This window comes from Xaviernesmea oryzae (assembly GCF_900109605.1).
GTDB classification, from domain to species: Bacteria; Pseudomonadota; Alphaproteobacteria; order Rhizobiales; family Rhizobiaceae; genus Xaviernesmea; species Xaviernesmea oryzae.
Genome location: NZ_FOAM01000005.1, coordinates 286866 through 312741, shown reverse-complemented (window position 1 = coordinate 312741; position 25876 = coordinate 286866). Strand labels below are relative to the sequence as shown.

General features: G+C 63.7%; 25 protein-coding genes. 16 read left to right on the top strand and 9 right to left on the bottom strand.

From position 1 onward, the window contains the following. Positions 1–135 precede the first annotated feature (135 nt). The 3 genes from BMX61_RS08525 to BMX61_RS08515 all read left to right on the top strand — a co-directional run bounded on the left by BMX61_RS08525 (position 136) and on the right by BMX61_RS08515 (position 4744). The gene (locus BMX61_RS08525; protein WP_075626261.1) at positions 136–1542 is read left to right on the top strand and encodes an LLM class flavin-dependent oxidoreductase; all 1407 of its coding nucleotides are present in this window, start codon (positions 136–138) and stop codon (positions 1540–1542) included. 362 nt (positions 1543–1904) lie between these two features. Beyond that, entirely contained in the window at positions 1905–3122 is a 1218-nt protein-coding gene (locus tag BMX61_RS08520) for a mandelate racemase/muconate lactonizing enzyme family protein (RefSeq protein ID WP_075626262.1), read from the top strand. A gap of 2 nt (positions 3123–3124) precedes the next feature. Beyond that, positions 3125–4744, top strand: a complete 1620-nt coding sequence (locus BMX61_RS08515; RefSeq protein ID WP_075626263.1) for a GMC family oxidoreductase — start codon at positions 3125–3127, stop codon at positions 4742–4744. A 72-nt stretch (positions 4745–4816) separates the two neighbouring features. On the opposite strand, the gene BMX61_RS08510 is transcribed toward BMX61_RS08515, so the two are convergent. Beyond that, positions 4817–5572 (bottom strand): SDR family NAD(P)-dependent oxidoreductase, encoded by a 756-nt coding sequence (locus tag BMX61_RS08510; RefSeq protein ID WP_075626264.1) that lies wholly within the window; start codon positions 5570–5572, stop codon positions 4817–4819. A gap of 110 nt (positions 5573–5682) precedes the next feature. On the opposite strand from BMX61_RS08510, the gene BMX61_RS08505 reads away from it, so the two are divergent. The 3 genes from BMX61_RS08505 (at position 5683) to BMX61_RS08495 (ending at position 8818) form a co-directional block, all read left to right on the top strand. Further along, entirely contained in the window at positions 5683–6576 is an 894-nt protein-coding gene (locus tag BMX61_RS08505; protein WP_075626265.1) for a LysR family transcriptional regulator, read from the top strand. Between the two features lie 241 nt (positions 6577–6817). Next, positions 6818–7537, top strand: coding sequence for a Ros/MucR family transcriptional regulator (locus tag BMX61_RS08500; RefSeq protein ID WP_075626266.1), 720 nt, complete (start codon positions 6818–6820; stop codon positions 7535–7537). A 348-nt stretch (positions 7538–7885) separates the two neighbouring features. Next, entirely contained in the window at positions 7886–8818 is a 933-nt protein-coding gene (locus BMX61_RS08495) for an MYG1 family protein (protein WP_075626383.1), read from the top strand. A 142-nt stretch (positions 8819–8960) separates the two neighbouring features. Here BMX61_RS08495 and BMX61_RS08490 read toward each other — a convergent pair whose 3' ends face one another. The 4 genes from BMX61_RS08490 to BMX61_RS08475 all read right to left on the bottom strand — a co-directional run bounded on the left by BMX61_RS08490 (position 8961) and on the right by BMX61_RS08475 (position 13664). Further along, entirely contained in the window at positions 8961–9911 is a 951-nt protein-coding gene (locus BMX61_RS08490) for a sugar-binding transcriptional regulator (RefSeq protein WP_075626267.1), read from the bottom strand. A 59-nt stretch (positions 9912–9970) separates the two neighbouring features. After that, positions 9971–11440 carry an FGGY family carbohydrate kinase gene (locus tag BMX61_RS08485; protein ID WP_075626268.1) on the bottom strand — a complete coding sequence of 490 codons (1470 nt, stop codon included), beginning with the start codon at positions 11438–11440 and terminating at the stop codon, positions 9971–9973. 436 nt (positions 11441–11876) lie between these two features. Then, the gene (locus tag BMX61_RS08480) at positions 11877–12854 is read right to left on the bottom strand and encodes a transketolase family protein (RefSeq protein WP_075626269.1); all 978 of its coding nucleotides are present in this window, start codon (positions 12852–12854) and stop codon (positions 11877–11879) included. Beyond that, positions 12855–13664: a transketolase gene (locus BMX61_RS08475; RefSeq protein ID WP_075626270.1), complete on the bottom strand. Its 810-nt coding sequence runs from the start codon at positions 13662–13664 to the stop codon at positions 12855–12857. 232 nt (positions 13665–13896) lie between these two features. Here BMX61_RS08475 and BMX61_RS08470 point away from each other — a divergent pair, with 232 nt between their 5' ends. From BMX61_RS08470 to BMX61_RS08445, 6 genes are all read left to right on the top strand, one after another. After that, positions 13897–14877, top strand: a complete 981-nt coding sequence (locus BMX61_RS08470) for an ABC transporter permease (RefSeq protein WP_075626384.1) — start codon at positions 13897–13899, stop codon at positions 14875–14877. 119 nt (positions 14878–14996) lie between these two features. Next, entirely contained in the window at positions 14997–15926 is a 930-nt protein-coding gene (locus BMX61_RS08465; RefSeq protein WP_075626271.1) for a sugar ABC transporter substrate-binding protein, read from the top strand. A gap of 177 nt (positions 15927–16103) precedes the next feature. Next, positions 16104–17582, top strand: a complete 1479-nt coding sequence (locus BMX61_RS08460) for a sugar ABC transporter ATP-binding protein (protein WP_075626272.1) — start codon at positions 16104–16106, stop codon at positions 17580–17582. A 14-nt stretch (positions 17583–17596) separates the two neighbouring features. Continuing rightward, entirely contained in the window at positions 17597–18385 is a 789-nt protein-coding gene (locus BMX61_RS08455; protein ID WP_075626273.1) for an SDR family oxidoreductase, read from the top strand. Positions 18386–18390: 5 nt separating this feature from the next. Beyond that, a complete protein-coding gene (gene tpiA, locus BMX61_RS08450; RefSeq protein ID WP_075626385.1) occupies positions 18391–19152 on the top strand; it encodes a triose-phosphate isomerase in 762 nt (253 codons plus the stop codon). Positions 19153–19236: 84 nt separating this feature from the next. Further along, positions 19237–20019: a glucose 1-dehydrogenase gene (locus BMX61_RS08445; RefSeq protein WP_075626274.1), complete on the top strand. Its 783-nt coding sequence runs from the start codon at positions 19237–19239 to the stop codon at positions 20017–20019. 116 nt (positions 20020–20135) lie between these two features. On the opposite strand, the gene BMX61_RS08440 is transcribed toward BMX61_RS08445, so the two are convergent. The 4 genes from BMX61_RS08440 to hutC all read right to left on the bottom strand — a co-directional run bounded on the left by BMX61_RS08440 (position 20136) and on the right by hutC (position 22321). Further along, positions 20136–20564 (bottom strand): YeeE/YedE family protein, encoded by a 429-nt coding sequence (locus BMX61_RS08440; RefSeq protein ID WP_075626275.1) that lies wholly within the window; start codon positions 20562–20564, stop codon positions 20136–20138. Further along, positions 20561–20971 (bottom strand): YeeE/YedE family protein, encoded by a 411-nt coding sequence (locus BMX61_RS08435; RefSeq protein ID WP_075626387.1) that lies wholly within the window; start codon positions 20969–20971, stop codon positions 20561–20563. The genes BMX61_RS08440 and BMX61_RS08435 overlap by 4 nt, the downstream gene beginning before the upstream one ends. After that, entirely contained in the window at positions 20971–21297 is a 327-nt protein-coding gene (locus BMX61_RS08430; protein ID WP_234801460.1) for an ArsR/SmtB family transcription factor, read from the bottom strand. Before BMX61_RS08430 ends, BMX61_RS08435 begins: the two co-directional genes overlap by 1 nt. Positions 21298–21556: 259 nt before the next feature. Beyond that, positions 21557–22321: a histidine utilization repressor gene (hutC, locus tag BMX61_RS08425; protein WP_075626276.1), complete on the bottom strand. Its 765-nt coding sequence runs from the start codon at positions 22319–22321 to the stop codon at positions 21557–21559. Between the two features lie 311 nt (positions 22322–22632). On the opposite strand from hutC, the gene BMX61_RS08420 reads away from it, so the two are divergent. The 4 genes from BMX61_RS08420 to BMX61_RS08405 all read left to right on the top strand — a co-directional run bounded on the left by BMX61_RS08420 (position 22633) and on the right by BMX61_RS08405 (position 25844). Further along, positions 22633–23475 (top strand): transporter substrate-binding domain-containing protein, encoded by an 843-nt coding sequence (locus BMX61_RS08420; RefSeq protein WP_075626277.1) that lies wholly within the window; start codon positions 22633–22635, stop codon positions 23473–23475. 138 nt (positions 23476–23613) lie between these two features. Next, complete coding sequence (locus BMX61_RS08415) at positions 23614–24339, top strand: ABC transporter permease (RefSeq protein ID WP_075626388.1); 726 nt, start codon at positions 23614–23616, stop codon at positions 24337–24339. A gap of 3 nt (positions 24340–24342) precedes the next feature. Then, positions 24343–25056, top strand: a complete 714-nt coding sequence (locus tag BMX61_RS08410; RefSeq protein WP_075626278.1) for an ABC transporter permease — start codon at positions 24343–24345, stop codon at positions 25054–25056. Positions 25057–25070: 14 nt separating this feature from the next. Then, the gene (locus tag BMX61_RS08405; protein ID WP_075626279.1) at positions 25071–25844 is read left to right on the top strand and encodes an ABC transporter ATP-binding protein; all 774 of its coding nucleotides are present in this window, start codon (positions 25071–25073) and stop codon (positions 25842–25844) included. Positions 25845–25876 lie beyond the last annotated feature (32 nt).

Genomic DNA, 25876 nt, shown 5'->3' with positions numbered 1-25876 from the left:
CGGCATCTGGCGAAATGGTCAGTGCAGGGAAGGATTTTCTCCAAATTTGTCCACCAAAAAAATAGATTTACTGTTATTGTCGCTCTGGAATGACCGATAAGAGGGGCTGGATCATCGCTTCTTCAGGATCGGCTCATGGCGCGTCATATTCGTTTCAATGCCTTCGACATGAACTGCGTCGGGCATCAATCGCCGGGCCTCTGGGCGCATCCGCGCGACAAATCTTGGACCTACAAGGATCTCGACTACTGGCAGGATCTGGCCCGGACGCTGGAGCGGGGCATTTTCGACGGGATCTTCATCGCCGATGTCATCGGCTACTACGACGTCTACAAGGGCTCGAATTACCACGCGATCCATCAGGCGGCGCAATTGCCTGTCAACGATCCGCTGCAACTCGCCGCGCCGATCGCGCTGGCCACCGAGCATTTAGGGATCGGCATCACCGCCTCGACCTCGTTCGAACATCCCTACACCTTCGCCCGCCGGATCGCGACCGCCGATCATCACAGCAAGGGCCGGGTCGGCTGGAACATCGTCACCTCCTATCTCGAAAGCGGTGCCAAGAACGTCGGCCAGGGTGGCCTTCGCCGCCACGACAATCGCTATGAAGTCGCGGCCGAATATGTCGAGGTTCTCTACAAGCTCCTTGAGGGCTCCTGGGAGGAAGGCGCGGTGGTGCGCGACCGCGAAAACCGCGTCTTCACCCATCCGGAAAAAGTGCATGAGATCGGCCATAAGGGGCAGTTCTTCGAGGTGCCGGGCTATGGGCTGACCGAGCCTTCGCCGCAGCGCACGCCGGTTCTCTATCAGGCGGGTGCTTCCGGGCCCGGCAAGGCCTTCGCCGCCGCGCATGCGGAGTGCATCTTCGTCGCCGCGCCGACCAAGAGCGTGCTGAAGGCCTATGTCGCCGATATCCGGCAGCGGATCGCGGAAGCCGGGCGCGATCCGAAGTCGGTCTTCATCTATACGCTGGTGACCCTGATCACCGACGAAACCGAGGCCAAGGCGCAGGCCAAGTTCGAGGATTATCGCCGCTATATTTCTTATGACGGCTCGCTCACCTTCATGTCCGGCTGGAGCGGTATCGATTTCGGCCAATATGCGCCCACCGACGTGGTCGAACGGATCGAAACCAACGCCATCCACTCCTTTGTCGAGCATATCGCCGGCGGCGACAAAACCTGGACGATCGACGAGCTCGCGAAATTTGGAGGCATTGGCGGTATGGGGCCGGTCTTCGTCGGTTCCCCTGGCCGGATCGCCGATATCCTCCAGGAATGGGTTGAAGAGACCGATGTCGACGGCTTCAACATCGCCTATGCCGTGACGCCAGATAGCTTTGAAGACATCGTCGGCTACATCGTTCCGGAATTGCAGGCGCGCGGTGCCTATCCGACGGCTTACAAGCCCGGCACGCTGCGGGAAAAGCTCTTTGGCCAGGGGCCGTATTTGCCGAAGACACACCCGGCCGACCGCTATCGCGATATCGAGGCGGTCAAGCGCCGCGAAGCGGCCGAACGGCGGGTGGCCGCCGAATGAACTGATGTCGCGGGCATGGCTGATCCCGTCGGCTCTGCCTGCGTTGGGTTTCGATTGCGCCCGCCGATCGTCAAGCGGCACGCTTGCCGCTGACGAGGCGCGCCTCCAACACATCTACATATCTCTCTCGCGGCATCCGCCTCGCGGCTTTTTTTCGTGATGGGGCGCTCGCTATGCGCATCATGCCGCGGTTCGGCCTGCCAATGGCGGCCTTGCGATATCCTCAGCCAAATTGCGCTTTACGCTTGCCGTGATGATGCGACCAGGATGGACGGTCCGGGGCGGCTGCGTCATTGGTATCTGCGCGAGCATGGCCGGATATCCGCTGGCAGCCGGCGCAGGAGGCATGGAGGAGCAGGACAGTGCAGATCGCTTCCCTTTCCACCGATGTCGTTGCCGTGCCACCGCCGCATATCGGCGGAATGTACTGGATCTTCGTGCGTCTTCAGACCAAGGACGGCATCGAGGGGGTCGGGGAAATCTATTCCACCGCTTTCGATCCGAATGCGCTGGTGCCGCTGATCGAGGATGTGTTTCAGCGCTATCTGCTCGGCCATGATCCGCACGATATCGAGCGCTTCTGGCGGTTGGCCTATTCCAGCGGCTTTACCCAGCGGCCGGACGCGACGATGATGGGCATCGTCTCCGGGCTGGAGATCGCCTGCTGGGACATCATCGGCAAGGCGGCCGGCAAGCCGGTGCACAAGCTCATTGGCGGCCGGGTTCATGACCGGCTGCGCGCCTACACCTATCTCTACCCCAAGAATGCCGCCGGCGCCTATGATTACAACGATCCGGACCTCGCCGCCGCTTGTGCGCTTGAGATGCTCGACATGGGCTTCACCGCGCTCAAATTCGATCCGGCCGGGCCTTATACCGCCTATTCCGGCCACCATCTTTCGCTGGCGGTGATGGAGCGGTGCGAGGTGTTTTGCGCCCGGCTGCGCGAAGCCGTCGGCAACCGCGCCGACCTCCTCTTCGGCACCCATGGGCAAATGGCCCCTGCCTCGGCGATCCGCCTTGCGCGGCGTTTGGAGCGCTATGATCCGCTCTGGTTGGAGGAGCCCGTGCCGCCGGGCCAGGAAAGAGCCATGGCCGAGGTGGCGGGCAAGACCTCGATCCCCATTGCGACAGGCGAACGGCTGACGACGAAATACGAATTTCAGCGGGTGCTGGAAACTGGCGCAGCGTCGATCCTGCAGATGAACGTCGCGCGGGCCGGCGGCATTCTTGAATGCAAGAAGATCGCGGGCATGGCGGAGGCGCATTATGCCGTGATCGCGCCGCACCTCTACAACGGCCCGATCGGCGCTGCCGCCAGCATCCAACTGGCCGCCGCCTCGCCGAATTTCCTGATTCACGAAGCCATCGTCGATTTCTCCGGCTTCTACGCCGAGATCCTGACAAAGCCGCTGCGTTTCGAGGATGGTTATCTCATCCCTTCCGAGGAGCCGGGGCTCGGCGTGGAGCTCGATCGCGATGCCGTTGCCCGGCATTCGCCTTACCGGGGAACGCGCCTGCATCTGCAGATGGACGACAAGCCGGCCGACGTGAAAGCCTTCGCACCGGCGCTTGGTTAGCCATGGCGCGCGCGGCCTATGATTACATCATCGTCGGCGCCGGATCGGCCGGCTGTATCCTCGCCGCCCGCCTGAGCGAGAGCGGCCGGCACCGGGTTTTGCTGGTGGAAGCGGGTGGGCGCGACAGCTCGCCCTGGTTCCGCATCCCAATCGGCTATGCGCGGTCCTATTATGACCCCCGGGTCAACTGGATGTATTGGAGCGAGCCCGAACCGGCTTTGAACAGTCGCCGGATCTACGCGCCACGCGGGCGGGTGCAGGGCGGCTCAGGCTCGATCAACGCCATGATCTTCGTGCGCGGCGCAAAGGACGACTTCGAGGACTGGAAGGCGGCCGGCAATGTGGGCTGGGGCTATGAGGATGTGTTGCCCCATTTCCGTAAGCTGGAAACCCATGCCGCCGGCGACAGCCCCTGGCACGGCGGGGACGGTCCTATCCACGTCACGCCCATGCGCGGCCAGGCCCATCCGATCACCGATCGTTTTCTTGATGCCTGCGCGCAGCTGCAGTGGCCGCTGAACCCCGATTTCAACGGGGACAGCATCGAAGGCGCCGGCATTTATGACATCAACACGCGCAACGGCATGCGCTGTTCGTCCTCCATGGCCTATCTGCGTCCGGCCCTGAAGCGCGCGAACCTTACCCTCCTGCGCAACACGCAGGTTCGCCGGATCCTTGTTTCGGCGGAAGCCCGGGCGACGGGCATCGAGGTGATGGGGCCGGCAGGCATGGCCACTTATGATGCGCGATGTGAGGTGATCCTGTCCGCCGGCGCGATCGATACGCCGAAGCTTCTCCAGCTCTCCGGCTTAGGTGATGGCGCGCTGCTGCAAGCGCTGGGCCTTCCCGTGCTGCATCATCTGCCGGCTGTCGGACAACACCTGCAGGATCATCTCTGCACGAGCTTTTACTATCGCTCCACCGTCCCGACGCTGAATGACGAGCTCGGCTCCCTCTTCGGCCAGGCGCGCCACGCGCTGCGCTATCTGCTCACGCGCAAGGGGCCATTGGCGCTCAGCGTCAACCAAGCTGGTGCCTTCTTGCGCGCCGGCCCCGGAGCGGACCGGCCGAATATCCAGCTCTACTTCAATCCGCTGTCCTACCGTATCCCTGCCGACCCAAAGGCCGGGCTGAAGCCGGAGCCCTATTCCGGCTTTCTGCTGGCTTTCAATGCCTGCCGGCCGACGAGCCGTGGCAGCGTGACCATCCGCTCGCCCGATCCAGCCGATGCGCCCGCGATCCAGCCCAACTATCTCACAACGGTGCGGGACGAAGAGGAGGTGGTGGCCGGCAGCCGGCTGGTGCGCCAGATCATGGAAGCGCCGGCACTGCGCGCCATCACCGAAGCCGAAATGCCGCCTTCGGCCGAGGCGCGCAGCGATGAGGCGTTGCTGGCCTATTTTCGCCAATCGGCCGGCTCGATCTACCATCTCTGCGGCTCGGCCGCGATGGGTCCGGACGCCCGCTGTGCCGTGGTCGATGCCAAGCTGAGGGTGCACGGACTTGCCGGCCTGCGCATCGTCGATGCGTCGATCTTCCCCAATATCACCGCCGGCAACATCAATGCGCCGACGATGATGGTGGCGGAAAAGGGCGCGGCGATCATCCTTGCGGAGAGCTGAGACGCCTCGCGCACAGCGCGGCGCGGGTTTGCGCGAGGATGGCGCGCGTCGACATGAGCAGGCGCGCGGCGCTTACACCTGGGCCTGGCCGCCATCCACGAAGAGTTCGATGCCGTTGATGAAGCTTGCATCCTCAGATGCGAGGAACAGCACCGCCTTGGCGATCTCCTCGGCTTCTCCGACGCGGCCGAGCGGAATGCGCGAGGCGAGAAAGTCGAGAAGACCTTGCTGCTCACCCGCATCCTCGCCGGCAAGACCGACAAGGCCCGGCGTTCGGGTTGCGCCGGGACTGACGACATTGACGCGAATGCGCCGCTCCTTCAGATCGAGGATCCAGTTGCGCGCGAAGCTGCGCACCGCCGCTTTCGTGGCCGAATAGACGCTGAAGGCCGGCGTTCCCTCGGTGCCTGCCGTGGAGCCGGTGAGCACGATCGCGCCGCCATCCTTGAGAAGCGGCAGCGCCTTCTGCGCGGTAAACAATACGCCCTTCACATTGGTGTCGAAGGTCGCGTAAAAATGCTCTTCGCTGATGGCGCCGAATGGTGCGAATTCACCGCCGCCGGCATTGGCGAAGACGGCGTCGATCTGGCCATGCTCCTGCTGGACGGCATCATAGAGCCGATCGATATCCTCGAGTTTCGCCATGTCGCCGCGCACGCCGGTGATCCGGCCGCCGATCGCCGCGACTGCCGCTTCCAGCGCCGCCTGCCGGCGCCCGGTGATGAAAACCGACGCACCTTCTGCTGCGAACGCCTTGGCCGTGGCAAGCCCGATGCCGCTGGTTGCGCCCGTGACCACTACGACCTTGTTTTCAAACCTGTTTGTCATTGTCGTTTCTCTTGTGTTGCACAGCTGTCGTGCCGCAACACAGAAATGCGCCTGGAACGATGATGCTGAAAGCCGGCAAACATGGCACATAGCGTTCCACAGGAGGAACGATGATGCGCGCCGATCTGAATGATTATGTCTATTTCGCCGAGGTCGTCACCCACGGCGGTTTTACCGCGGCGGGGCGGGCGCTTGGCGAACCCAAGTCCAAGCTCAGCCGCCGCATCGCCGCGCTGGAGACGAGACTTGGTGTGCGCCTGATCGAGCGATCCAGCCGCCGCTTTCGCATCACCGAGGTCGGGCAGAGCTTTTACGAACGCTGCCGGGCGATGATGATGGAAGCCGAGAGAGCGGAGGCGCTGGTGGCCGAAGCGCAGGCGGAGCCGCATGGGCGCATCCGCATGAGCTGTCCGAAGGGACTGTCGCCTCTCGTTTCAGCGCTGCTGCGCCGCTTCCTGTTGCGCTATCCCCGTGTGCAGTTTCAGCTCGTCATTACCGATCGCGCCGTGGATCTGATCGAGGAGCGCGTCGATATCGCGCTCAGGGTGCGCCGCGCGCTGACCAGCGATGCCTCGCTGACCATGCGCTCGCTTGGCCGATCACGCTGGATCCTGGTCGCTAGTCCGAGCATGGCGCGCGCACTTGGCACGGATATCGACGCGCTCGGCTGTTTCCCCACGCTGGATGTCAATGACAGGCCCGTCGATGCGGAATGGACATTGGAGCGCGACGACGGCACGCGCCATGTCCTGCGCCATGAGCCACGCATGGCTTGTGCGGACTTCACGCTCCTCTGCGAGGCAGCGGCTGAAGGGCTGGGCGTTGCCTTCCTGCCCGATCATGCCTGCCGTGCGCAGATCGAGGCGGGGCGGCTCGTGCATGTTCTTCCGGACTGGCGCAGTCCCGATGGCATCGTCCATCTCGTGTTCACCACGCGGCGCGGCCTTCCGCCGGCTGTCCGCGCTTTGATCGATCATTTGGCCAGGAACTTCCCGGAGATCTGAGACCTCCGCAGCGGGATATTTCCAGAAAGCTACCTCTTCAAATTGTACACCATGTTGAGCGTAAATCTTGCGAGCGCCAACCCAAGGATGTATTGATGATCGCCAAGTAAACTCGATATGTTGAAGATGTTTTCGCCAAAGCATTTCATCCCGGCAATCGGCTTGACTTTGTTTGCCGCGACGTACATTGCTGAGTCTTCCAATAGAGCATGTTATCCCGTCACAACGCCAAGGATTTGATATGGCCCTCGCTGAGCAACCTGACTATGCCCATCTGACAGTACAGTTGCTGAGCGCCTATCTGGTCAACAACCCCGTCGCCAGTCAGGATCTTCCCACGCTCGTGCGTGCCACCCGCGCGGCTTTGACGGGCGATGCACCGACCGCTGTGCCTGCGCAGGGCTCTGACGCCGAAGAGCCCCAGGCGCAGGAGACCCCTGTCGCGCCCGTGGAGGAAGCTCAGACCTACAAGCCGGCCGTCTCCGTCGAAGAGAGCCTGGCATCTGCCGACGTCATCATCAGCATGATCGATGGTAAGCCCTACCGCGCGCTGAAGCAGCATCTGGCGCGCCATGGCCTGTCACCCATGCAATATCGCGAACGTTACGATCTGCCGGCCGACTATCCTCTGGTCGCCCCGTCCTATTCCGAGCTACGCCGCGCTGCTGCCAAGCGTATCGGTCTCGGCCGCCGCGCCGCCGCGCCAGCCTCCGCCGAAAGCGAGACCGTTGCTGATGCTGCCCCCGCTGAGACGGTAAGCGAGGCGGCCGATGCTCCCGCCAAGAAGGCGCCCGCCAAGGGCCGCAAGACCGCCGCGAAGGCGCGCCCCACCTCTGCCCCCTCCGCCAAGACTGCCAAGCCACGAAAGCGTTCGGCGAAGGTTACGGATGACGCACCTCGGTCCGGCGCCGACAACGCCGTTGCAACGCCTGCTTCGACGGAAGATGAACAGGACGCGTAAGCACTTGCGGACTTTCTTGTGACAGGATCGATGCAGGCTCTGTCGCGATTCTGTTCGTCAGGAAAGGCGAGGCTTAAGAGACATCTGGGCTGAAGCCTGCCCGTTTTTTCCTGGCTGTCGCCGGTTTTTGGTCGGCGTTCCTGCCGGCGGCAAGCTCCTCTGTGTCGAAGACTTGGCCCAGGGTCTGCTTTGGATGCCGATCTTGTTGGCGGCCCTCCGCGCTTCGAGCTGTGCGGTTTGTGGCAAGATCTGTTGTCTGGAAGCGATCCGCTGGCCGAGTGGGTTGTTCTGCCTGCTGCAAGCGAGTATGTGCCGTTCCATCCTCACGAAACGATGGGTCGCGCCGGCATGGCTCCGAATTTTCTTGTTACGCATTCCGGCGGCTTTCACGCGGACGAGGTGCTGTCCAGCGTCGTTCTCACGCGGCTTTTTCCCGATGCCCAGCTCGTGCGCAGCCGCGCGCGCGAGTGGATCACGGCCGGCGAGGACCGGATCGTCTATGATGTCGGCGGCGCCTATGATGCACAGCTCGGCATCTTCGATCACCACCAGCGTGGCGCGCCGATGCGCCCGGATGGACAGCCTTTCAGCTCCTTCGGCCTGATCTGGAAACATTTCGGTCGTGATTATCTCGCGGCCCAGGCCGTTCCGACCGGTTGGATCGAGACGGTGCATGAAGCGTTCGATACCAGCTTCGTCCTGCCGATCGATCTCGCGGACAATGGCGCTCTGAACCCGGAAAGCGCCGGGCCATTGGCGGGCCTGACACTGTCCTCGCTTCTCGAAACGCTCAAGCCGCCCTTCGACGATCCGGATCCGACGGCGACCGACCGGGCCTTTCACGGCGCTGTCGGTATTGCCCGTAGCTTCGTCGAGGCCAAGATCGGGGGAATCCACGCGAAGCTGCGCGCCGAGGCCGTGGTGCTGAGAGCGATCGAGACCGCCGGACCGGGACACATCCTGGAATTGCCGATGGGCATGCCGTTCCGCTCGGCGGTGGTCAAGGCCGGGGCCGACCACCTGCTCTTCGTCGTTCATCCGCGCGACAGTGATTGGTGCCTGACCGGCATCCGCAGGTCTGAGGAAGGCTTCGAGCTGCGGGCCGATCTTCCCGCCGCCTGGGCTGGCTTGACCGGCGCCGATCTCGAGGCGGCCAGCGGCGTCAAGGGCGCGAGCTTCTGCCACAATGGCCGTTTCATCGCCGCCGCTGCTACGCGCGAGGCCGCACTGGCGCTTGCCGATCTCGCCGTGCGCGACGTCGAGGCGACACGCACCGCATAATGCGTCGATCCATACATCGGGATCGGCTCGACGCTGTCACTTCGTCGTTTTCGCATCGGATGTCTGCGAAACGCAGGTGGAACTGTTAGCCCGGGTTCCCGGCAGCGCGGTCCAGGCAATCTTGTCCACATTTGCTTTGCCGTCAGGCCGTCAGCCTTTCGGCGGTAAAGCGGTCCGTCACCAGCATGTCGATGACGCCGAGGCGAAGCGCGCCGGCGATCGCGTCGGTCTTGGCCTTGCCGCCTGCCAGCGCGATGACGCGATCGACCTTGGCGAGGTCTTCGAGCGACATGCCGATGACGCGCTCGTCGAGCGGGGTTTTGACGAGCTTTCCATCCTTGTCGAAGAATCGCAGCGAGATATCGCCAACGGCGCCGGCCTCGGCGAGATCAGCCAGCTCTCGTGCCGAAAAGATATTGCCGGAGCGAGCCAGAAGCTCGGAGGGCTCCACCGCGCCGATGCCGACGATGGCGAGCGTGATCGCGCCGAAAAGATCCAGCGTGTCGCGCACGAACGGGTCGGCCATCATCAACAGCTTGGCCTCGCGCGACGAGGTAACGCCCTGCACGGAGAGGAGCTTCGGCTCGGCGCCGGTGAGCTTGGCAAGTCGTGCGGTGAGCTGGGTCGCATGCGTCTGCACCGAGGGATCGCCCATGCCGCCCAGGGTCTGGACGACATAGCGGGCACGCGCGCCCTTCTGCGGATGAATATTCTCCACCATCTTGAAGATGGTCTGGCTCCAGCTGGACACGCCGATGATTTCGCCCGGCGACAGGGTGATTTCCAGAAGATGGGCGGCGCTTTCGCCGATCCGCGCCATGATCGCGCCGTCGCGGTCCTCCGAACAGTCCACCACCACGGCTTCGGGCAGGCCGTAGCGTTCGCGCAGCGCCTGCTCCAGATCGTTATAGGTGCCGGCGGGCGGAATGACGCTGGTGCGCACGATGCCTTCGCTTTCCGCGCGTTTGAGCATGCGCGAAACGGTGGCCTGCGACAGGCGCAGATGCTCGGCAATCTCCGCCTGCCGCTTGCGCTCGACGTGATACATCTGCGCCACGCGGGAAATCAGGCGAAGTTCGTTGATGCGACCCATGACGGCTCCGGGGACTTCACGAGCCGCTTTTCAAAACCTGAGGTTCGTGAAAGCGGCTCTCACTCCCCTTTAGCCATCGGCGGGCAGAAGGTCGAGCGTTGAATTGCATCCGCCCAGGTTCGAAGACGGCTGTCGTCCTTTTGAGGCGCGGGAGCGATTTCGCTGTGCGCACGCGGCAGCCGGGCAATGGCGTCGAGATCCGGCCAGAGGCCAAGAGAAAGACCGGCAAGATAGGCCGCTCCCAGAGCCGAAGCCTCCGGCGCTTCGCACTGGATAACGGCATGGCCGAGCGTGTCGGCCACGGTCTGCATGAGAAACCGGCTCTTGCTCGGCCCGCCATCGACAAAGAGCGCGCCCAGCGCCGTGCGCGTCTGGCCGCGCATGGCGCTGAAGACGTCATGCACCTGAAAGGCGAGACTGTCGGTCACGGACCGGGCCATTTGCGCGCGCGTGGTAGAGAAATTGATCTGGGAGAAGAGCGCGCGCGCCTGCGAATCCCAGTAGGGGGCGCCAAGGCCGACAAAGGCCGGCACAAAGCCAGGGCCGCCGGGTTCGGCGGTCTCGGCAAGGGCGACCAGCGCTGCGACATCGGCGAGGCCAAGGATCTCCGCCATCCACGGCAGGCTGGCAGCGGAGACGAGAATATTGCCCTCGAAGGCAAAGGTCGGCTTGCCCTTGAGACGCCAGGCGACCGTTGTGGTGATGCCATCGCGCGGGGGCACATAGGCATCGAGCGTTGCCATCACCGAGGAGCCGGTGCCGAAGGTGACCTTGCCGTCACCGGGATGGAAGGCACCATGGCCGAAGAGCGCGGCATGGCTGTCGCCGATCGCAGCGCGAATCGGCGTCCCATCGGCAATGCCCGGCACGCTAAGGGTGACGCCGAAATCGCCCGAGCTGTCGAGAACCTCGGGCAGCCGTGTCAGATCGACGCCGAAAAGCGCGGCCAGATCCCGGCTCCACTGCTGGCCTTCAAGATCGAGCAGCTGGCTACGCGCCGCGTTGGATGCATCGCAGACATGTCGACGTCCGCCTGTGAGACGATGGATGAGCCAGCTGTCGATGGTGCCCAGGCGCACTTTGGCGCCGGCAGGCGCACGCTCGCTCAGCCAGCGCAGTTTCGGGCCGGGAAACATCGGGTCGAGCGGCAGGCCGGTGATCGCCTGCACCCGTTCCTGATGGCCGTCTGCCAACAGCCTCTCGCAGTCGGGCGCAGTGCGGCGGCATTGCCAGCTTAAGACCGGACCGAGCGCATCGCCTGTTACGGCATCCCACATGGTCACGGATTCGCGCTGGTTGGAAATGCCGATCGCCTCGATGGTGACGCTGCCGGGCGCGCTGGCCAGGCAGGCGGCGATCGCCTCGCAGACGGAAGCCCAGATGCGGTTGGGGTCCTGTTCCACCCACCCCGGTTGCGGATAGGCTATGCCGACGGGCGATGCGCCGCGCGCAATCAGCGCCCCGCTCTCGTCCACCAGAATGGCCTTGGAATTGGTGGTGCCCTGGTCGATCGCCAGAATGGCCCGCATCGTCTCACTCCCCATAAACCGCCTGAAACCGTTTGGTTTGCCCGGCTTCTTCTCCTTACCCGGCCGTCGCCTTTTCGGGCCGGGGGCAGGGTGGCCGCACAGCGGTGGTCTTGTCGCCACCGCACACGACAGAAAGGTTTCACGGCTTGGCGCCCCCTCATCCGCCTGCCGGCACCTTCTCCCCGCTGGGGAGAAGAAACGCGCCGCGCCGCTGCATTCCAATTCACACGCCGAAAAACCGGATATGTTCTTTTAGGCGTTCGATTGAAGCGTTGGGCTATCGTCTAGGTCTCTTCTCCCCAGCGAGGAGAAGGTGCCGGCAGGCGGATGAGGGGGTCGCCAAGCCCATAATCATTCGCGTCGTGCGCTAAGCGGATGATTCTCAGTCCATGCCCTAAAGCCGGCTGAAAACCCAATACCCATCGATGATGATGGCTCAGCCCTTGCGCTGAACAAGCGCTGCTGCAGCGTCGGCAATCGCGGGCGGCGTCATGCCGTACTCGTCCAGCAGCATTTCGGCCGAACCGGTATGCGCGAAGACGCCGGGCACGCCGAGTCGCTTCATCGGCACCGGTGCATGGTCGACCACGACTTCCGCCACGGCCGAGCCCAGGCCACCGAAGATCGAATGCTCCTCAGCCGTCAGGATCGCCCCGGTCTCGCGCGCGGCGGCGATGATCGCGGTCTCATCGATCGGGCGCACCGTCGCCATGTTCAGCACCCGCGCCTCGATGCCGCGCTCGGCCAGAAGCTTGGCGGCGGTGAGGATGCGGTGGGTCAAGGTGCCATTGGCGATCAAGGTGACATCGCCGCCCTCGCGCAGAAGATTGGCCTTGCCCAGTTCGAACACATGGCCTTCCGGCAAAAGGTCCGGCACGCCGACGCGCGACAGGCGCAGGAAGCAGGGTCCGGCATAGGAGGCGGCCCAGCGGATCGCCGCCGCCGTCTCGATCCGATCGGCCGGGGCGATCACGGGGAGGTTCGGCAGGACGCGGGTCCAGGCGAAATCCTCGATCGAGTGATGCGTCGGGCCCAGTTCGCCATAGGCCATGCCGGAGGAAATGCCGACCAGCTTCACATTGGCGTTGGAGTAGGCAATGTCGGCCTTGATCTGCTCCAGCGCGCGGCCGGTGAGAAAACAGGCAGCGGCGCAGACGAAGGGCAGGCGGCCGCCATTGGCGAGGCCGGCGCCGACGCCGACCATGTTCTGTTCGGCAATACCGACATTGACGAGCCGCTCGGGAAATTTCGTCTTGAAGCCGCCGAGCTTCGACGACCCGACCGAATCATTGCAGACGGCGACCACGGTTTCGTCCGTTGCAGCCAGCGCTTCCAGCGTCTCGGCAAAAGCATCGCGGCAATCGAACAATTGCGGGGTGGCGAACAGCTTGGGCTGGGAAAGGGGGGCGTTCATTTACAGGGCCTCCGACAGCTCGGCGAGAGCGATTTCATATTGATCCTTGTTCGGCACCTTGTGGTGCCAGTCGACACGGTCCTGCATGAAGGAAATACCATGGCCCTTATTGGTGTGGGCGACGATGCAATAGGGGCGGCTTGCGCGATGTTCGAGCGCGGGAACGACCTCGGCCATGGCATTGCCGTTGATCTCGGCAACCTCCCAGCCAAAGGCTTCCAGGCGTGGGCGAAGCGGCGCAAGCCCGTTGGTATCGGCGAGCGACGCGCCCTGCTGAAAGCGGTTGTGGTCGATGACAAGCGTCAGATTGTCGAGGCCGAACTGGGCGGCGGCCATGATCGCTTCCCAGTTGGAGCCTTCCTGCATCTCACCGTCGCCGGTGACGACATAGGTGTGGTAGCCGGCGCCGGAAAGCTTGGCGGCTTTCGCCATGCCGATGGCCACGGGCAGACCATGGCCGAGCGGGCCGGTGTTGGTTTCCACGCCCGGCACCTTGTTGCAGTTCGGGTGGCCGTTCAGCCGCGAATGCGGCGCGAGGAAGGTGGCGATCTCCTCTTCCGGCAGGAAGCCGCGCTTGGCCAGCGTCACATAGAGCGCGCAGGCCGTGTGCCCCTTGGAGAGCACGAAACGGTCCCGTCCTGGGTGCTTCGGCTGGTCGGGATAGACCTTGAGTACGCGGAAATAGAGCGCCGTGAGAATGTCGATCACCGACATTTCCCCGCCGATATGGCCGGCGCCGGCGGCGTAGACGGCTTCCAGATCGCGGCGGCGGATAGCGCGCGCCATCCGCTCGAGTTCGTTGATCTCCATGGGATCCTCTTTGCATAAATATTCTTGTATAGATATTTTTGCACAGTTCGCTCTTTAGTCAAGCCGGTTTTTCGGGCGAGTGCGGCGCTATTGCGATGCAGCAAAGCATATGAAGCGCGTTCGGCGCTGTTGACACGTTAAAAGAGACTTGCTAATGAATTTTCCAACAAGCATGAATATTTATTCTGCTTGGGAGGAATAGCCGCTAGCGCCGCTGATGAGGGAGGAAACGATGTCCGTACTCGGCATCAATGAGCAGAAGCACGCATCCAAGCCGTCCTGGTCCTGGCTGCGCGGCGCAACGGGTCCGTTGATCGGCCTGATCGGCCTTTGCCTGTTTCTGAGCCTGGCGACCGACACCTTCCTGTCGACGCGCAACGGGCTGAATATTCTCGATCAGATCACCGTGCTCGGCATCATGTCCGTCGGCATGACCTTCGTCATTCTGATCGGCGGCATTGATCTCTCGGTCGGGTCCGTGCTTGCGCTCTCCATGATGGTCATGGGCTGGACGGCCAATGTTGCGGGCCTGCCTTTGGGCGTCGGCATCGTCTTTGGTCTTGCTGCTTCCGCTGCAAGCGGCCTGCTCGTCGGATTGATGGTGACGATGTTCCGCGTGCCGGCCTTCATCGCCACGCTGGCCATGATGTCGGCCGCGCGCGGTGTCGCCAATATGATCACCGACGGCCAGCAGATCGTCGGCTTTCCGGACTGGTTCATGATGCTGGCCATCGACCGCCATTTCGGGGCCCTGACGGCCACGGTCTTCCTGATGCTGGTCGTGCTCGTCGTTGCCTGGGCCTTCCTGCAGTTGCGCGCCGAAGGCCGCATGCTCTATGCCGTCGGCGGCAATCAGGAAGTGGCGCGGTTGGCCGGTATCAACGTCGCTCGCGTCACCATTGCCGTCTATGTCTGCTGCGCCATGCTGGCCGGTCTTGCCGGTATCGTTCTGGCCGCGCGTCTCGACTCGGTGCAGCCATCGAGCGGCTTCGGCTATGAGCTCGACACCATCGCTGCGGTCGTCATCGGCGGCACGTCGCTGTCGGGCGGCGCCGGCGGCATCGGCGGAACGCTGATCGGCGTGCTGATCATCGGCGTGCTGCGCAACGGCCTCAATCTTCTCAACGTCTCGCCCTTCATCCAGCAGGTCATCATCGGTGTGGTCATCGTGCTCGCCGTCGGGGCCGAGACCGTGCGCCGCAAGCGTCGCTGAGGCCGGCAGGTCCTGTCCGGCTCGACCAGAATTTCCGTGCCGCCCGAGGTGGCGCGGACCCAGGGCCCGCGGGGGGAGGAATGCTAACCCCGGTCCCGATCAACCCCAAGGAGGAACTCATGAAACTGTCTCGCATCCTGCTGGCGACCGCTGCCACGCTCGCTCTGTCGCTTGGGCCTGTCCAGGCCAAGGAATTGAAGAAGGTCGGCCTCGCCGTCGCCAATCTTCAGGCGAATTTCTTCAACCAGATCAAGCAGTCGGTTGAGGCGGAAGCCAAGAAGCGCGGCATTTCGGTCGTCACCGTCGACGCCAAGGGCGATGGCCCGACCCAGGTCAACCAGATCCAGGATCTCCTGACCCAGAATATCGACGCGCTGATTTACATCCCCGCCGGTGCGGCCGCCGCCACCGTTCCGGTGAAGCTCGCCAAGGCCGCCGGCGTTCCCGTGATCAACGTCGACCGCAATGCCGATGGCGCGCCGGGCGATACCTTCCTGGCCACCGATTCCGTGTCCTCGGCCAAGGCGGTTTGCCAGCACATCATCGAAAAGGCCGGCGGCAAGGGCAATATGGTCATCATCCATGGCCAGAAGGGCACCACGCCTGAAGTCGACCGCACCAAGGGCTGCATGGAAGCCGTCAAGGCGCATTCCGGCGTGAAGGTCGTGGCCGAGCAGTGGTCCAACATGTGGAGCCAGGACGAAGGCTTCCAGATCATGCAGAACATGCTGCAGGCCCATCCCGATGTCTCCATCGTCTTCGCCCAGGCCGATGGCCTGGCGCTCGGCGCGGCCCAGGCGATCAAGGTCGCCAATCCCTCGGGCAAGATCGTCGTCGGCGGCTTCGATGGTGATACCGCCGCGCTCGAAGCGCTGAAGAACGGCGTCTTCGACGTGACCGCGACCCAGCAGACCCAGAAGATGGGCCGCATGGCCGTCGAAATGGCTGCCAAGATCGTTGGTGGCGAGAAGGTCGAGCCGGTGCAGCTGATGGATGCGACACTGACCACCAAGGACAATGTCGCCGCCTTCATCGCCGAGCATCCCTGATCGCAGGCTGCATCCGGCCGATCGGCATGGCTGATCGGCCGGGACAACAGGCCATGTTCCGGCAGCTCCTCACGAGCCGGGGCATGGCATCTGGCCACGGCGGCGCGGACCTCTCCCTCCACGCCGCCGGCTCGGTCCTTCGGTCCATCCTTCTCCTTTGCCACATCGAGGTGCGCCATGCGCGAACCGGTTCTGTCCCTTAAGGGAATTTCCAAGCGATACGGCCCGGTGCCGGTGCTGAAGGATGTCAGCTTCGACATTTATGCCGGCGAGGTCGTCGCACTTCTGGGCGAAAACGGCGCGGGCAAATCGACGCTTTCGGGCATCATCGCCGGTTCGCGCAGCCCGAGCGAAGGCAGCATGACCTGGCTCGGCCAGCCTTATGCGCCTGCCAATCCGGCCGAAGCGATCGACAAAGGCGTGGTGCTGATCCACCAGGAGCTTCAGCTTTTGCCGGAGCTGTCGGTCGCCGAAAACGTCTTCATCGGCCGCTGGCCCATGAAGAACGGCGTGGTCGACCGGGCGCAGATGGTGCGCCGCGCGCAGGAGCAACTGGCGCGACTGAACCTGCATATCCCGGCCACGCGCAAGGTCGCGGGCCTTTCCACCGCGCATCAGCAGCTGATCGAGATCGCCAAGGCGCTGGCCCTGAACGCTCGCCTCCTCATTCTCGACGAGCCGACGGCCGCGCTCGGCGGCGCTGAGACCGAGGCGCTGTTCGAGCAGGTGCGCAAGCTGCGCGCCGAGGGCGTCGGCATCATCTATATTTCCCACCGCATGGAAGAGATCCGCAAGATCACCGACCGCATCATTGTCCTGCGCGATGGCGAGAAGGTGCAGGAATTTGCCGACAGCGCCATTCCCGTGCGCACCATCGTCGAAAGCATGGTCGGACGCTCGCTGGAGCGGATGTTCCCGAGCCTGCCGGAGCCGCAGCCGAAGACCATGCTGGAGGTGGAGAAGCTCACCTCGGCCGAAGACGCTTTCCGCGATGTCTCCTTCAGCGTCAAGGCGGGCGAGATCCTCGGCATTGCCGGCCTGGTCGGCGCCGGCCGCACCGAGCTGGTGCGCGCCATTTCGGGCGCCGATCCCGTCGCCTCCGGCAGCGTCAAGCTCGATGGTGAAGTGCTGGCGCTGAAAAGCCCGGCGGATGCGATCGCGCGCGGCATCGTCATGGTGCCGGAGGATCGCAAGGAGCAGGGCCTGGTCGTGGCCCACGGCATCGGCGAAAACCTCGTCTATGCCAATCTCGACCGCTTCGCCAGCCGCTGGCTGACGCCGTCTGCCAAGCGCGCCTTTGCCGACAAGGCCATTGCCGCTTTCGGCGTCAAGGGGCGGGGCGAGCAGCCGGCTTCCGATCTGTCCGGCGGCAACCAGCAGAAGGTGGTCATCGCCAAATGGCTGATGCGCGATCCCAAGGTAGTGGTGCTGGACGAGCCGACGCGCGGCATCGACGTCGGCGCGCGCGCCGGCATCTATGACATCATCGTCAACCTCGCCCGGCGCGGCGTGGCGGTGATCGTCGTCAGCTCGGACCTCGAAGAGGTGCTCGGCGTCTCCAACCGGATTCTCGTTCTGGCCCAGGGCAACCAGGCCGGCATTCTTTCCCGTGAAGAGGCCAATGACGTCTCGGTCATGGAACTTGCAACTTTGTAACGAAAGGAAAAGCGATGAGTGAGATCACGCTCAACGCACCGCGTCTGTTCGATCTGTCCGGCAATGTCGCGCTCGTCACCGGTGCCGGCAGCGGCATCGGCCAGCGCATCGCCATGGGGCTGGCCCAATGCGGCGCCGATATCGCGCTGATCGACCGGCGCACGGATGATGGCCTGGCCACCACGGCCGCCTTCATCGAGAAGGCCGGCCGCAAGGCCATCCAGATCGCCGCCGACGTCACCAGCAAGGCAGCGCTTGCAGACGCCGTTGCCCGCACGGAAGCCGATCTCGGCCCGCTCTCGCTTGCCGTCAATGCGGCCGGCATCGCCAATGCCAATCCGGCTGAGGAGATGGAGGAAGACCAGTATCAGACGCTGATGGACATCAACCTCAAAGGCGTCTTCCTCTCCTGCCAGGCCGAGGCCAAGGCCATGCTGAAGCATGGGCGCGGGTCGATCGTCAACATCGCCTCCATGTCCGGCGTCATCGTCAATCGCGGCCTCAGCCAGGCGCATTACAATGCGTCCAAGGCCGGTGTCATCCACATGTCGAAGTCGATGGCGATGGAGTGGGTCGGGCGTGGCATTCGCGTCAACACGATCTCGCCCGGCTATACCGCCACGCCGATGAATACCCGGCCGGAAATGGTGCATCAGACCAAGCTCTTCGAAGAGCAGACGCCGATGAGCCGCATGGCCAATGTCGATGAAATGGTCGGCCCCGCCGTCTTCCTTCTCTCCAATGCCGCAAGCTTCGTCACCGGGGTCGATCTCCTGGTGGATGGCGGCTTCTGCTGCTGGTGATGGAGATGGAAAGCACGCCTATCGTCAGCCGGCCGCGCAGGCTGATCGCCGGAAACTGGAAGATGAACGGCACGGGCGAGGCTCTGCGCGAAATCGAGGCCATGGCTGCGGCCGCCGGTGATCTTGCCTGCGATCTCGTTCTCTGCCCGCCTTCCACGCTGGTCGAGCGAGCAGCACGCCTTGTGCGCGGCACGTCCCTGCGCATCGGTGCGCAGGATTGCCACGCCCAGCCGGCCGGCGCCTTTACCGGTGATATCTCGGCTGAGATGCTGGTCGAGGCTGGCGCGTCGCATGTGATCGTCGGCCATTCGGAACGGCGCATGGCCTATGCCGAGGCAAGCGCACTTGTGGCCGCCAAGACCCGCGCCGCCTACCGCGCCGGTCTGGTGGCGATCATCTGTGTCGGCGAAACCGAAGCCGAGCGGGACGCTGGGCGGGCGCTTGGGGTGGTCGCCGAACAGCTTGCCGGTTCCCTGCCGGACGACGCGACGGCGCAGAACACTGCAATTGCCTATGAACCGGTCTGGGCCATTGGCACCGGACGCGTTCCGGCGGAAGAGCAGATCGCCGAGATCCATGCCGCGATGCGGCAAGGTCTGCTGGCACGTTTCAGCACGGCAGGCGCGGAGATGCGCCTGCTTTATGGCGGCTCGGTCAAGGCCGGCAATGCTGCCAGTATCTTCGCCGTCCCGCATGTGGATGGCGCGCTGGTCGGCGGCGCCTCGCTGAAGGCCGAGGATTTTCTAGGCATCGCCAGGGCCGCATGAGGCGTGGCCGCAATCTGAGTTCGCGACAAGGGCTGGCGGCGTCGGGCAGAAGAGGAGCCCGACCGTGCCGGCAAGGAGGATGAAATGGCACGGTTCGACGGCAAGACGGTGGTGATCACAGGCGCAAGCCGGGGTATCGGCGCGGCCATCGCCAAGCGCTTCGCGCGCGAGGGCGCGCATCTCGTGGTTTCCGCCAATGAGGAGGCGGTGCATCAGGTTGCGCGCGAGATCGAAACGGCTGGTGGCCGGGCCATCTCGGTTCTCTGCGATGTCACCGACAAGGCGAGCGTCGTGGCGCTCTACGACCGGGCGGAAGAAGCCTTCGGCCGCGTCGATGTCTCCATCCAGAACGCGGGCGTCATCACCATCGCCCGGATCGAGGAGATGACCGAGGCGGAGTGGGACAAGGTGTTGGCGGTCAACACCAAGGGTGTCTTCCTCTGTGCCCAGGAGGCGATCGCGCGCATGCGCAAGCACAAAAGCGGCGGGCGGATCATCAACACCGCCTCCGGCCAGGCGCGTGACGGCTTCATCTATACTCCGCATTATGCCGCCTCCAAAATGGGCGTCGTCGGCATCACCCAGAGTCTTGCCAAGGAGGTGGCGCGCGATGGCATCACCGTCAACGCCTTCTGCCCCGGCATTATCGAAACGGATATGTGGGCCTATAATGACGAAGCGTGGGGCAAGCTGCTCGGCACGTATGCGCCCGGCGAGTTGATGAAGGAGTGGGTGGAAAACATCCCGATGAAACGCGCCGGTTCCGGGGAGGATGTGGCGGGGCTCGTCACTTTCCTCGCCAGCGACGACGCGGCCTATATCACGGGGCAGACGATCAATGTCGATGGCGGTCTGATCATGTCTTAAGTGTCGTGGATCTGCACGGCCTCTCGGTCGGGCACGATCCGCAGCAGTGTTGCTCAAGACGGTTGCCTGCAAGAGCTACCGTCTTCACGCCGCAGTATGCAGCGCGGCGATGCCTTTCAGCGCTTTCTTACAACACGGTCATGGAGGATCATGCCCGTGAGCATGGCGAGGACGAAGATCATGATCTTCGGCAGGCCAAGCGACAGAGACGCCACGGCTGGACCGGGGCAGAAGCCGCCAAGACCCCAGCCAAGGCCGAACAGCGCCGAGCCGAGCAGCAGGCGCGCATCGATCCGGCGGTTCGCCGGTAGCTGAAAGCGGTCGTCGAAGGCGGGGCGCTTCATCCGCTTCATGGCCTGGACGCCGACAAAGGCGACAAGCACGGCGCCGCCGAGCACGAAGGCAAGGCTTGGATCCCAGGCGCCAAACACATCGAGAAAGCTTTGCACGCGTGCCGGATTAAGCATGCCCGACAGGGACAGGCCGAAGCCGAAGACAAGGCCGGAGGCGAGCGCAGCCGCGGGCCGGGCGAGGGGATGCGTCATGGCGCCACCGCCCGCAGAGCCGTGACGGCGAGAATGCCAGCTGCCAGGAAGGTGGCAACGGCGGCGATCGAACGCGGTGACAGCCGCGCGAGCCCGAGAACGCCATGGCCGCTGGTGCAACCGGAGCCCATCCGCGTGCCGAAGCCGACCAAAAGACCTGCGAGCACGACAAGCGGCCATCCCGCTTCGATCTCCACCGCCGGCCATTGGCCGAAGACCGACAGATAAGCCAAGGGCCCGAGCATCAGACCCAGCACGAAAGCCAGATTGACAGCAAGGCCGGTGCCGCTGACCAGCGCGCCGAGAATGCCGCTGATGCCGGCGATCCGGCCGTTCAGAAGCAGCAGCATCACCGCTGACAGGCCGATCAGCGCGCCACCGAAAAGCGAAGGGAGAAAGACGCTGATCATTCGGGTCTCCTGCAGAAGATAGCGTGGAGCGCGCCGACCAGTTCGGCGGCTTTCGCTTGTGTCAGGCGATAATAGATCTGCTTTCCCGCGCGCCGGGGCTCGACAATTCGCGCGGCGCGCAGCACGGTAAGATGCTGCGAAAGATGCGGCTGGTGCAGCTCCAGCATCGCCTCCAGTTCACCGACCGCCAATTCCGTATCGACGAGCGTGCAGACGATCATCAGGCGCGCCGGATGCGACAGTGTCTTCAGGAGAAGCGCAACCTCTTCGGCTTTTGCCGCCATATTTTGGGCCGCAAGCTCGCCCTCCCGTGTCCGACTCATCGGTTTTCTCATCTCAAAGTGCATGACGAGCGCCCAAGCGGCAGCGCCAGCCGCGCGATGGGCCGCGCTATGATACCCGACCTCGTCCTGCGCCAAGATAAGGCACAGCAGGACATAAAATCAATATATGATATAATATAGTTTATAATCTCGATGGAAATTTTGACCTGCGGCGAGATGGAATGGCTGGCCGTCTGGAGGACATTTCAGGCTCTCTTGGTCTTGCGGTGGCGACCGCGTCCCAAGTTCCCTATACAAGTTAGCGCGTTTGATCCTCGAAGATGCGGCCGTTGCGCGCCTCCAACCGATAGCGATTGCTCGGATAGATCAGCCGCGCGAGCGAGACCACCTGGCTTCCGGACCAGGTGCGGCGGCGAATCGTCAGGCAGGGTTCGGTGCGTAGAATAGTCAGCAGCTTGCATTCCCAAGGCTGCGGCATGGCGGCTTCGACGATATGCTCAGAGCCGGAGAGTGGCGCGGCGGAGGTCAGATAGGCGTTCGGCGTGGTGGTGGTGAAGTCCTGTTGCAGATAGGCGGGTGCGGCATCCGGGCGCACAAAGCGGTCCTCCACCTGCACGGGCACGCTGTTCTCGCTGTGAACGATCAGCGAGTGGAAGACGGGTGCGCCGATCTCGATCTCCAAGGCGTCTGCGACCTCGGGAGAGGCGGTTTCGCGGGCAAGAACCACCACGGACGCCTCGTGCACATGGCCACGCTCGGCAATTTCGTCGGCAATGCTACGCACCTCGAACAAGGCGGAATAGCCCTTCCGCTCGGCAACGAAGGAGCCGACACCCTGGATGCGCACCAATTCGCCTTCGCTGGCAAGCTCCCGCAGGGCGCGGTTCGCCGTCATCTTGCTGACGCCCAATTCGGCGACCAGTTCGTTTTCCGAGGGAACACGATGGCGCGGCGGCCATTCGCCGCTATGAATGCGCTCCAGGATCGCCTGCTTGACACCCCTGTAGAGCGGGGTCGTTTCGCCCTGCGCCCTCTGCCGGCCAAGCCCGTCGGTCCGTTTCATTGCCTAATCCTTTTGCAGTGCATGAAAATGCTCATAAAGCGACTTTCCTCTTGCGCCAGCCACAATAAACCATATGCTGCCCTATACAACCTCCCGGCAGCGCAAAACCATGTGTTTGCTTGGGCAAGCCGGCGGCAGACCGGTGGTTTACGCGGGAGCAGGGCTGGAGCGCAGATCCTCAGGCGATTTTCGTTCGAAACCCGGTCTTCCGTGCTTTTGGTTTAGATCGTCGTGATTTAGGCAGGTCTGCCGCATTCACGCCGATGATGGCCCGCAAGGGTCACGACCCAACCCTCAGAGGAGACTGCTTGATGAAGCTTAGCGCAACCCTTCTTTCCGCCGCCTGCGCCCTGACGATGCTGGCCGCCCCGGCCGCCCAGGCCAAGGAATGGAAGACCGTCACCATCACGCTCGAAGGCGCCTATGCGCCGTGGAACCTCACCAATGCCGACGGCACGCTCGGCGGCTTCGAACCCGAGCTTGCCAAGGTCCTGTGCGAGCGCGCAAAGCTCGAGTGCAAGCTGGTGGCTTCCGATTGGGACGGCATGATCCCGGCGCTCAATGCCGGCAAGTTCGACGTGATCATGGATGCGCTGTCGATCACCGACGAGCGCAAGCAGGTCATCGATTTCACCATTCCTTACGCCGCCACGCCCGCCGCCTTCGCTACGGCCAAGGATAGCCCGCTTGCGAAAGCCGCCGGCACAGGCGCCACGATCCAGATGACCCCCGGCCAGACCGGCGTGAAGGAGATCGACGCGCTGAAGGCCGCCTTCAAGGGCAAGACCATCGGCATCCAGGCCGCCACCGTCTACGCCAAGTTCATCTATGACAATTTCGGCGATATTGCCGAAATTCGCGAATACAAGACTGGCGCCGATCGCGACCTCGACCTTCAGAACGGCCGGATCGATCTCGGTTTCGACGATGCCGTCTATTTCAATAACGCCTTTGCCGCCGCAAACGACACGCTGGCCTTCACGGGCCCGGAGATCGTCGGCTCGATCTGGGGCGAAGGAGAAGGCCTCGGCATCCGCAAGGCCGACACCGACCTGCGCGACAAGTTCAACGAGGCGATCAAGTCCGCACTGGCGGACGGCACGGTGAAGACGCTGTCGATGAAGTGGTTCAAGATCGATGTGAGCCCGCGCTGATCGGGCAGGACGGGCTCGGTGGTCATCGTGCCGCCAGGCCTGCGTGAGGTGATGCGACGGCGCGGGTAAGGCTCTCCCGCGCCGCCGGGCAAATTCAGGCAAGGGCGCCGCAAAGAGCGCCAGAGCGGGAACGGCATGATGACAAGCCTGCAACTTCTCGGCTTCGGCTCCGGTGGCTGGGGCGCGCTTTTGCTCCTGGGCGCGCTGATCACGCTGGCGGTCACCGCCTCGGCGCTCGCCATCGGCGCTGTCCTGGGCGCGCTGGTGGCCGCCATGAAGCTCTCTGGCCGTCCGCTGCGTGCCGCTGTCGGCCATGTCTACACCACGGTGTTTCGCGGCGTGCCGGAGCTTCTGATCATCTATCTCATCTATTTCGGCGGCAGCTCCGCCGTTACAGCCCTTGGTCACGCGCTGGGCTTTGAGGGCTTTCTCGGCCTGCCCTCCTTCCTCGCCGGCGCGCTGGCGGTCGGCATCATTTCCGGTGCCTATCAGGCCGAGGTCTATCGCGGCGCCTATCTTGCGATCCCCCCCGGCGAACTGGAAGCCGCTTTGGCCATCGGCATGAGCAGGCGCCTGCGCCTGCGCCGCATCGTGCTCCCGCAGGTCATCCGCTTCGCCATTCCCGGCCTCGGCAATGTCTGGCAGTTGAGCCTGAAGGATTCGGCGCTGGTCTCCGTCACCGGCCTGGCCGAGCTCATGCGCACCAGCCAGGTCGCGGCCGGCTCCACCCGGCAGTATTTTCTCTTCTATATCGTCGGCGGCTGCCTTTATCTGATCCTGACCAGCCTGTCGGATCGGGTGTTCAAAGGCGCTGAGCGACAGGCCGACCGCAGCCAGTCCGCCGCCATGATCGGCAGGGGGTAAGAGATGGATATCGCCTTCCTCTCGCAGACCATGCTGACGTTGATCAAGGCCGTGCCGACCACGCTCATCCTGTTTGCACTGTCGGTCTTCTTCGGCGGCCTGCTGGCGCTTCTCATCGTCTGGATGCGCGTCAGCGGCAATCGGCTGCTGGCGGGCTTTGCCCGCGGCTACATCTTCGTCTTTCGCGGCTCGCCGCTGCTCATCCAGATGTTTCTGGTCTTTTATGGCTTGGGGCAGTTCGGCGTTATCCGCTATTCCTTCCTCTGGCCTTTCCTGCGCGAGCCGATGGTCTGCGCCGTGCTTTCGCTCGCTTTGTGCACGGCCGGCTATTCTGCGGAAATCTTCCGCGCTGGCTTAAGAGCCGTGCCGACACGGGAAATCGAGGCGGCGCGCGCCATCGGCATGTCCGGCTTCCTCCTGGTGCGCCGCATCCTGGCGCCGATCGCCTTTCGCCATGCGCTGCCGGCCTATTCGACCGAGATCGTGCTGATGATGAAATCGACTGCGCTTGCCAGCCTCGTCACGGTCTGGGAGGTCACCGGCGTTGCCCAGCGGCTGATCTCGCAGACCTACCGCACCATGGAGGTGTTTCTCTGCGCGGCACTGATCTATCTCGCGCTGAATTTCATCATCCTGCAGGCGCTTTCGCTGCTGGAATATGCCCTATCGAAGCACCGGCGCGCGCCGCCCACTTCGCCCAGCCCCATTCCCCGCTGATCTTCGGAGCCTTCATGTCCGGTCCTTCCCGACTGTCCGTTCGCAACATCCGCAAGAGCTTCGGCACGCATGAGGTGCTGAAAGGCATTTCGCTGGATGCGAAAGATGGTGATGTCATCTCGCTGCTCGGCGCATCCGGCTCGGGCAAGTCTACCTTCCTGCGCTGCATCAACCTTTTGGAGATCGCCACCGAAGGCGAGATTTTCGTCGATGGCGAGGAGATCCGCATGGTGAAGAAGGGCGGGCGGAACCAGCCGGCCAGCCAGAAACAGGTGGACCATATCCGATCCGAACTCGGCATGGTGTTCCAGAGCTTCAATCTCTGGTCTCATATGACCATCCTGCAGAACGTCATCGAAGGACCGGTGCATGTGCTCAAGCGCCCGCGCGCCGAGTGCATCGCCGAGGCGGAAGCGCTGCTTGAAAAGGTCGGCATCGTCGACAAGCGCCATGCCTATCCCGCCCATCTCTCAGGCGGGCAGCAGCAGCGCGCGGCGATTGCCCGTGCGCTCGCCATGAAGCCCAAGGCCATGCTGTTCGACGAGCCGACCTCCGCGCTCGACCCGGAACTGGTTGGCGAGGTGCTGCGCGTCATGCGCGCGCTGGCGGAGGAGGGGATGACCATGCTGGTCGTCACTCATGAGATGAGCTTCGCCCGCAATGTGTCCAACCGCGTCGTCTTCATGCGCGAAGGCGTGGTCGACAGCAGCGGCACGCCGGAAGAGATGTTCGGTGGCGGCGGCTCGCCCGCCTTTCGCCAGTTCATCGGCCATCTCGGCCCCGCCTAGAGCGCTGGCCCGAAAAGCGGAATCGGCGCAAT

Coding starts and splice junctions, on each gene's coding strand:
- BMX61_RS08525 (WP_075626261.1), top strand. CDS start 136: ATGGCGCGTCATATTCGTTTCAATGCCTTCGACATGAACTGCGTCGGG.
- BMX61_RS08515 (WP_075626263.1), top strand. CDS start 3,125: ATGGCGCGCGCGGCCTATGATTACATCATCGTCGGCGCCGGATCGGCC.
- BMX61_RS08510 (WP_075626264.1), bottom strand. CDS start 5,572: ATGACAAACAGGTTTGAAAACAAGGTCGTAGTGGTCACGGGCGCAACC.
- BMX61_RS08505 (WP_075626265.1), top strand. CDS start 5,683: ATGATGCGCGCCGATCTGAATGATTATGTCTATTTCGCCGAGGTCGTC.
- BMX61_RS08500 (WP_075626266.1), top strand. CDS start 6,818: ATGGCCCTCGCTGAGCAACCTGACTATGCCCATCTGACAGTACAGTTG.
- BMX61_RS08495 (WP_075626383.1), top strand. CDS start 7,886: ATGGCTCCGAATTTTCTTGTTACGCATTCCGGCGGCTTTCACGCGGAC.
- BMX61_RS08490 (WP_075626267.1), bottom strand. CDS start 9,911: ATGGGTCGCATCAACGAACTTCGCCTGATTTCCCGCGTGGCGCAGATG.
- BMX61_RS08485 (WP_075626268.1), bottom strand. CDS start 11,440: ATGCGGGCCATTCTGGCGATCGACCAGGGCACCACCAATTCCAAGGCC.
- BMX61_RS08480 (WP_075626269.1), bottom strand. CDS start 12,854: ATGAACGCCCCCCTTTCCCAGCCCAAGCTGTTCGCCACCCCGCAATTG.
- BMX61_RS08475 (WP_075626270.1), bottom strand. CDS start 13,664: ATGGAGATCAACGAACTCGAGCGGATGGCGCGCGCTATCCGCCGCCGC.
- BMX61_RS08470 (WP_075626384.1), top strand. CDS start 13,897: ATGTCCGTACTCGGCATCAATGAGCAGAAGCACGCATCCAAGCCGTCC.
- BMX61_RS08465 (WP_075626271.1), top strand. CDS start 14,997: ATGAAACTGTCTCGCATCCTGCTGGCGACCGCTGCCACGCTCGCTCTG.
- BMX61_RS08460 (WP_075626272.1), top strand. CDS start 16,104: ATGCGCGAACCGGTTCTGTCCCTTAAGGGAATTTCCAAGCGATACGGC.
- BMX61_RS08455 (WP_075626273.1), top strand. CDS start 17,597: ATGAGTGAGATCACGCTCAACGCACCGCGTCTGTTCGATCTGTCCGGC.
- tpiA (WP_075626385.1), top strand. CDS start 18,391: ATGGAAAGCACGCCTATCGTCAGCCGGCCGCGCAGGCTGATCGCCGGA.
- BMX61_RS08445 (WP_075626274.1), top strand. CDS start 19,237: ATGGCACGGTTCGACGGCAAGACGGTGGTGATCACAGGCGCAAGCCGG.
- BMX61_RS08440 (WP_075626275.1), bottom strand. CDS start 20,564: ATGACGCATCCCCTCGCCCGGCCCGCGGCTGCGCTCGCCTCCGGCCTT.
- BMX61_RS08430 (WP_234801460.1), bottom strand. CDS start 21,297: ATGAGTCGGACACGGGAGGGCGAGCTTGCGGCCCAAAATATGGCGGCA.
- hutC (WP_075626276.1), bottom strand. CDS start 22,321: ATGAAACGGACCGACGGGCTTGGCCGGCAGAGGGCGCAGGGCGAAACG.
- BMX61_RS08420 (WP_075626277.1), top strand. CDS start 22,633: ATGAAGCTTAGCGCAACCCTTCTTTCCGCCGCCTGCGCCCTGACGATG.
- BMX61_RS08415 (WP_075626388.1), top strand. CDS start 23,614: ATGACAAGCCTGCAACTTCTCGGCTTCGGCTCCGGTGGCTGGGGCGCG.
- BMX61_RS08410 (WP_075626278.1), top strand. CDS start 24,343: ATGGATATCGCCTTCCTCTCGCAGACCATGCTGACGTTGATCAAGGCC.
- BMX61_RS08405 (WP_075626279.1), top strand. CDS start 25,071: ATGTCCGGTCCTTCCCGACTGTCCGTTCGCAACATCCGCAAGAGCTTC.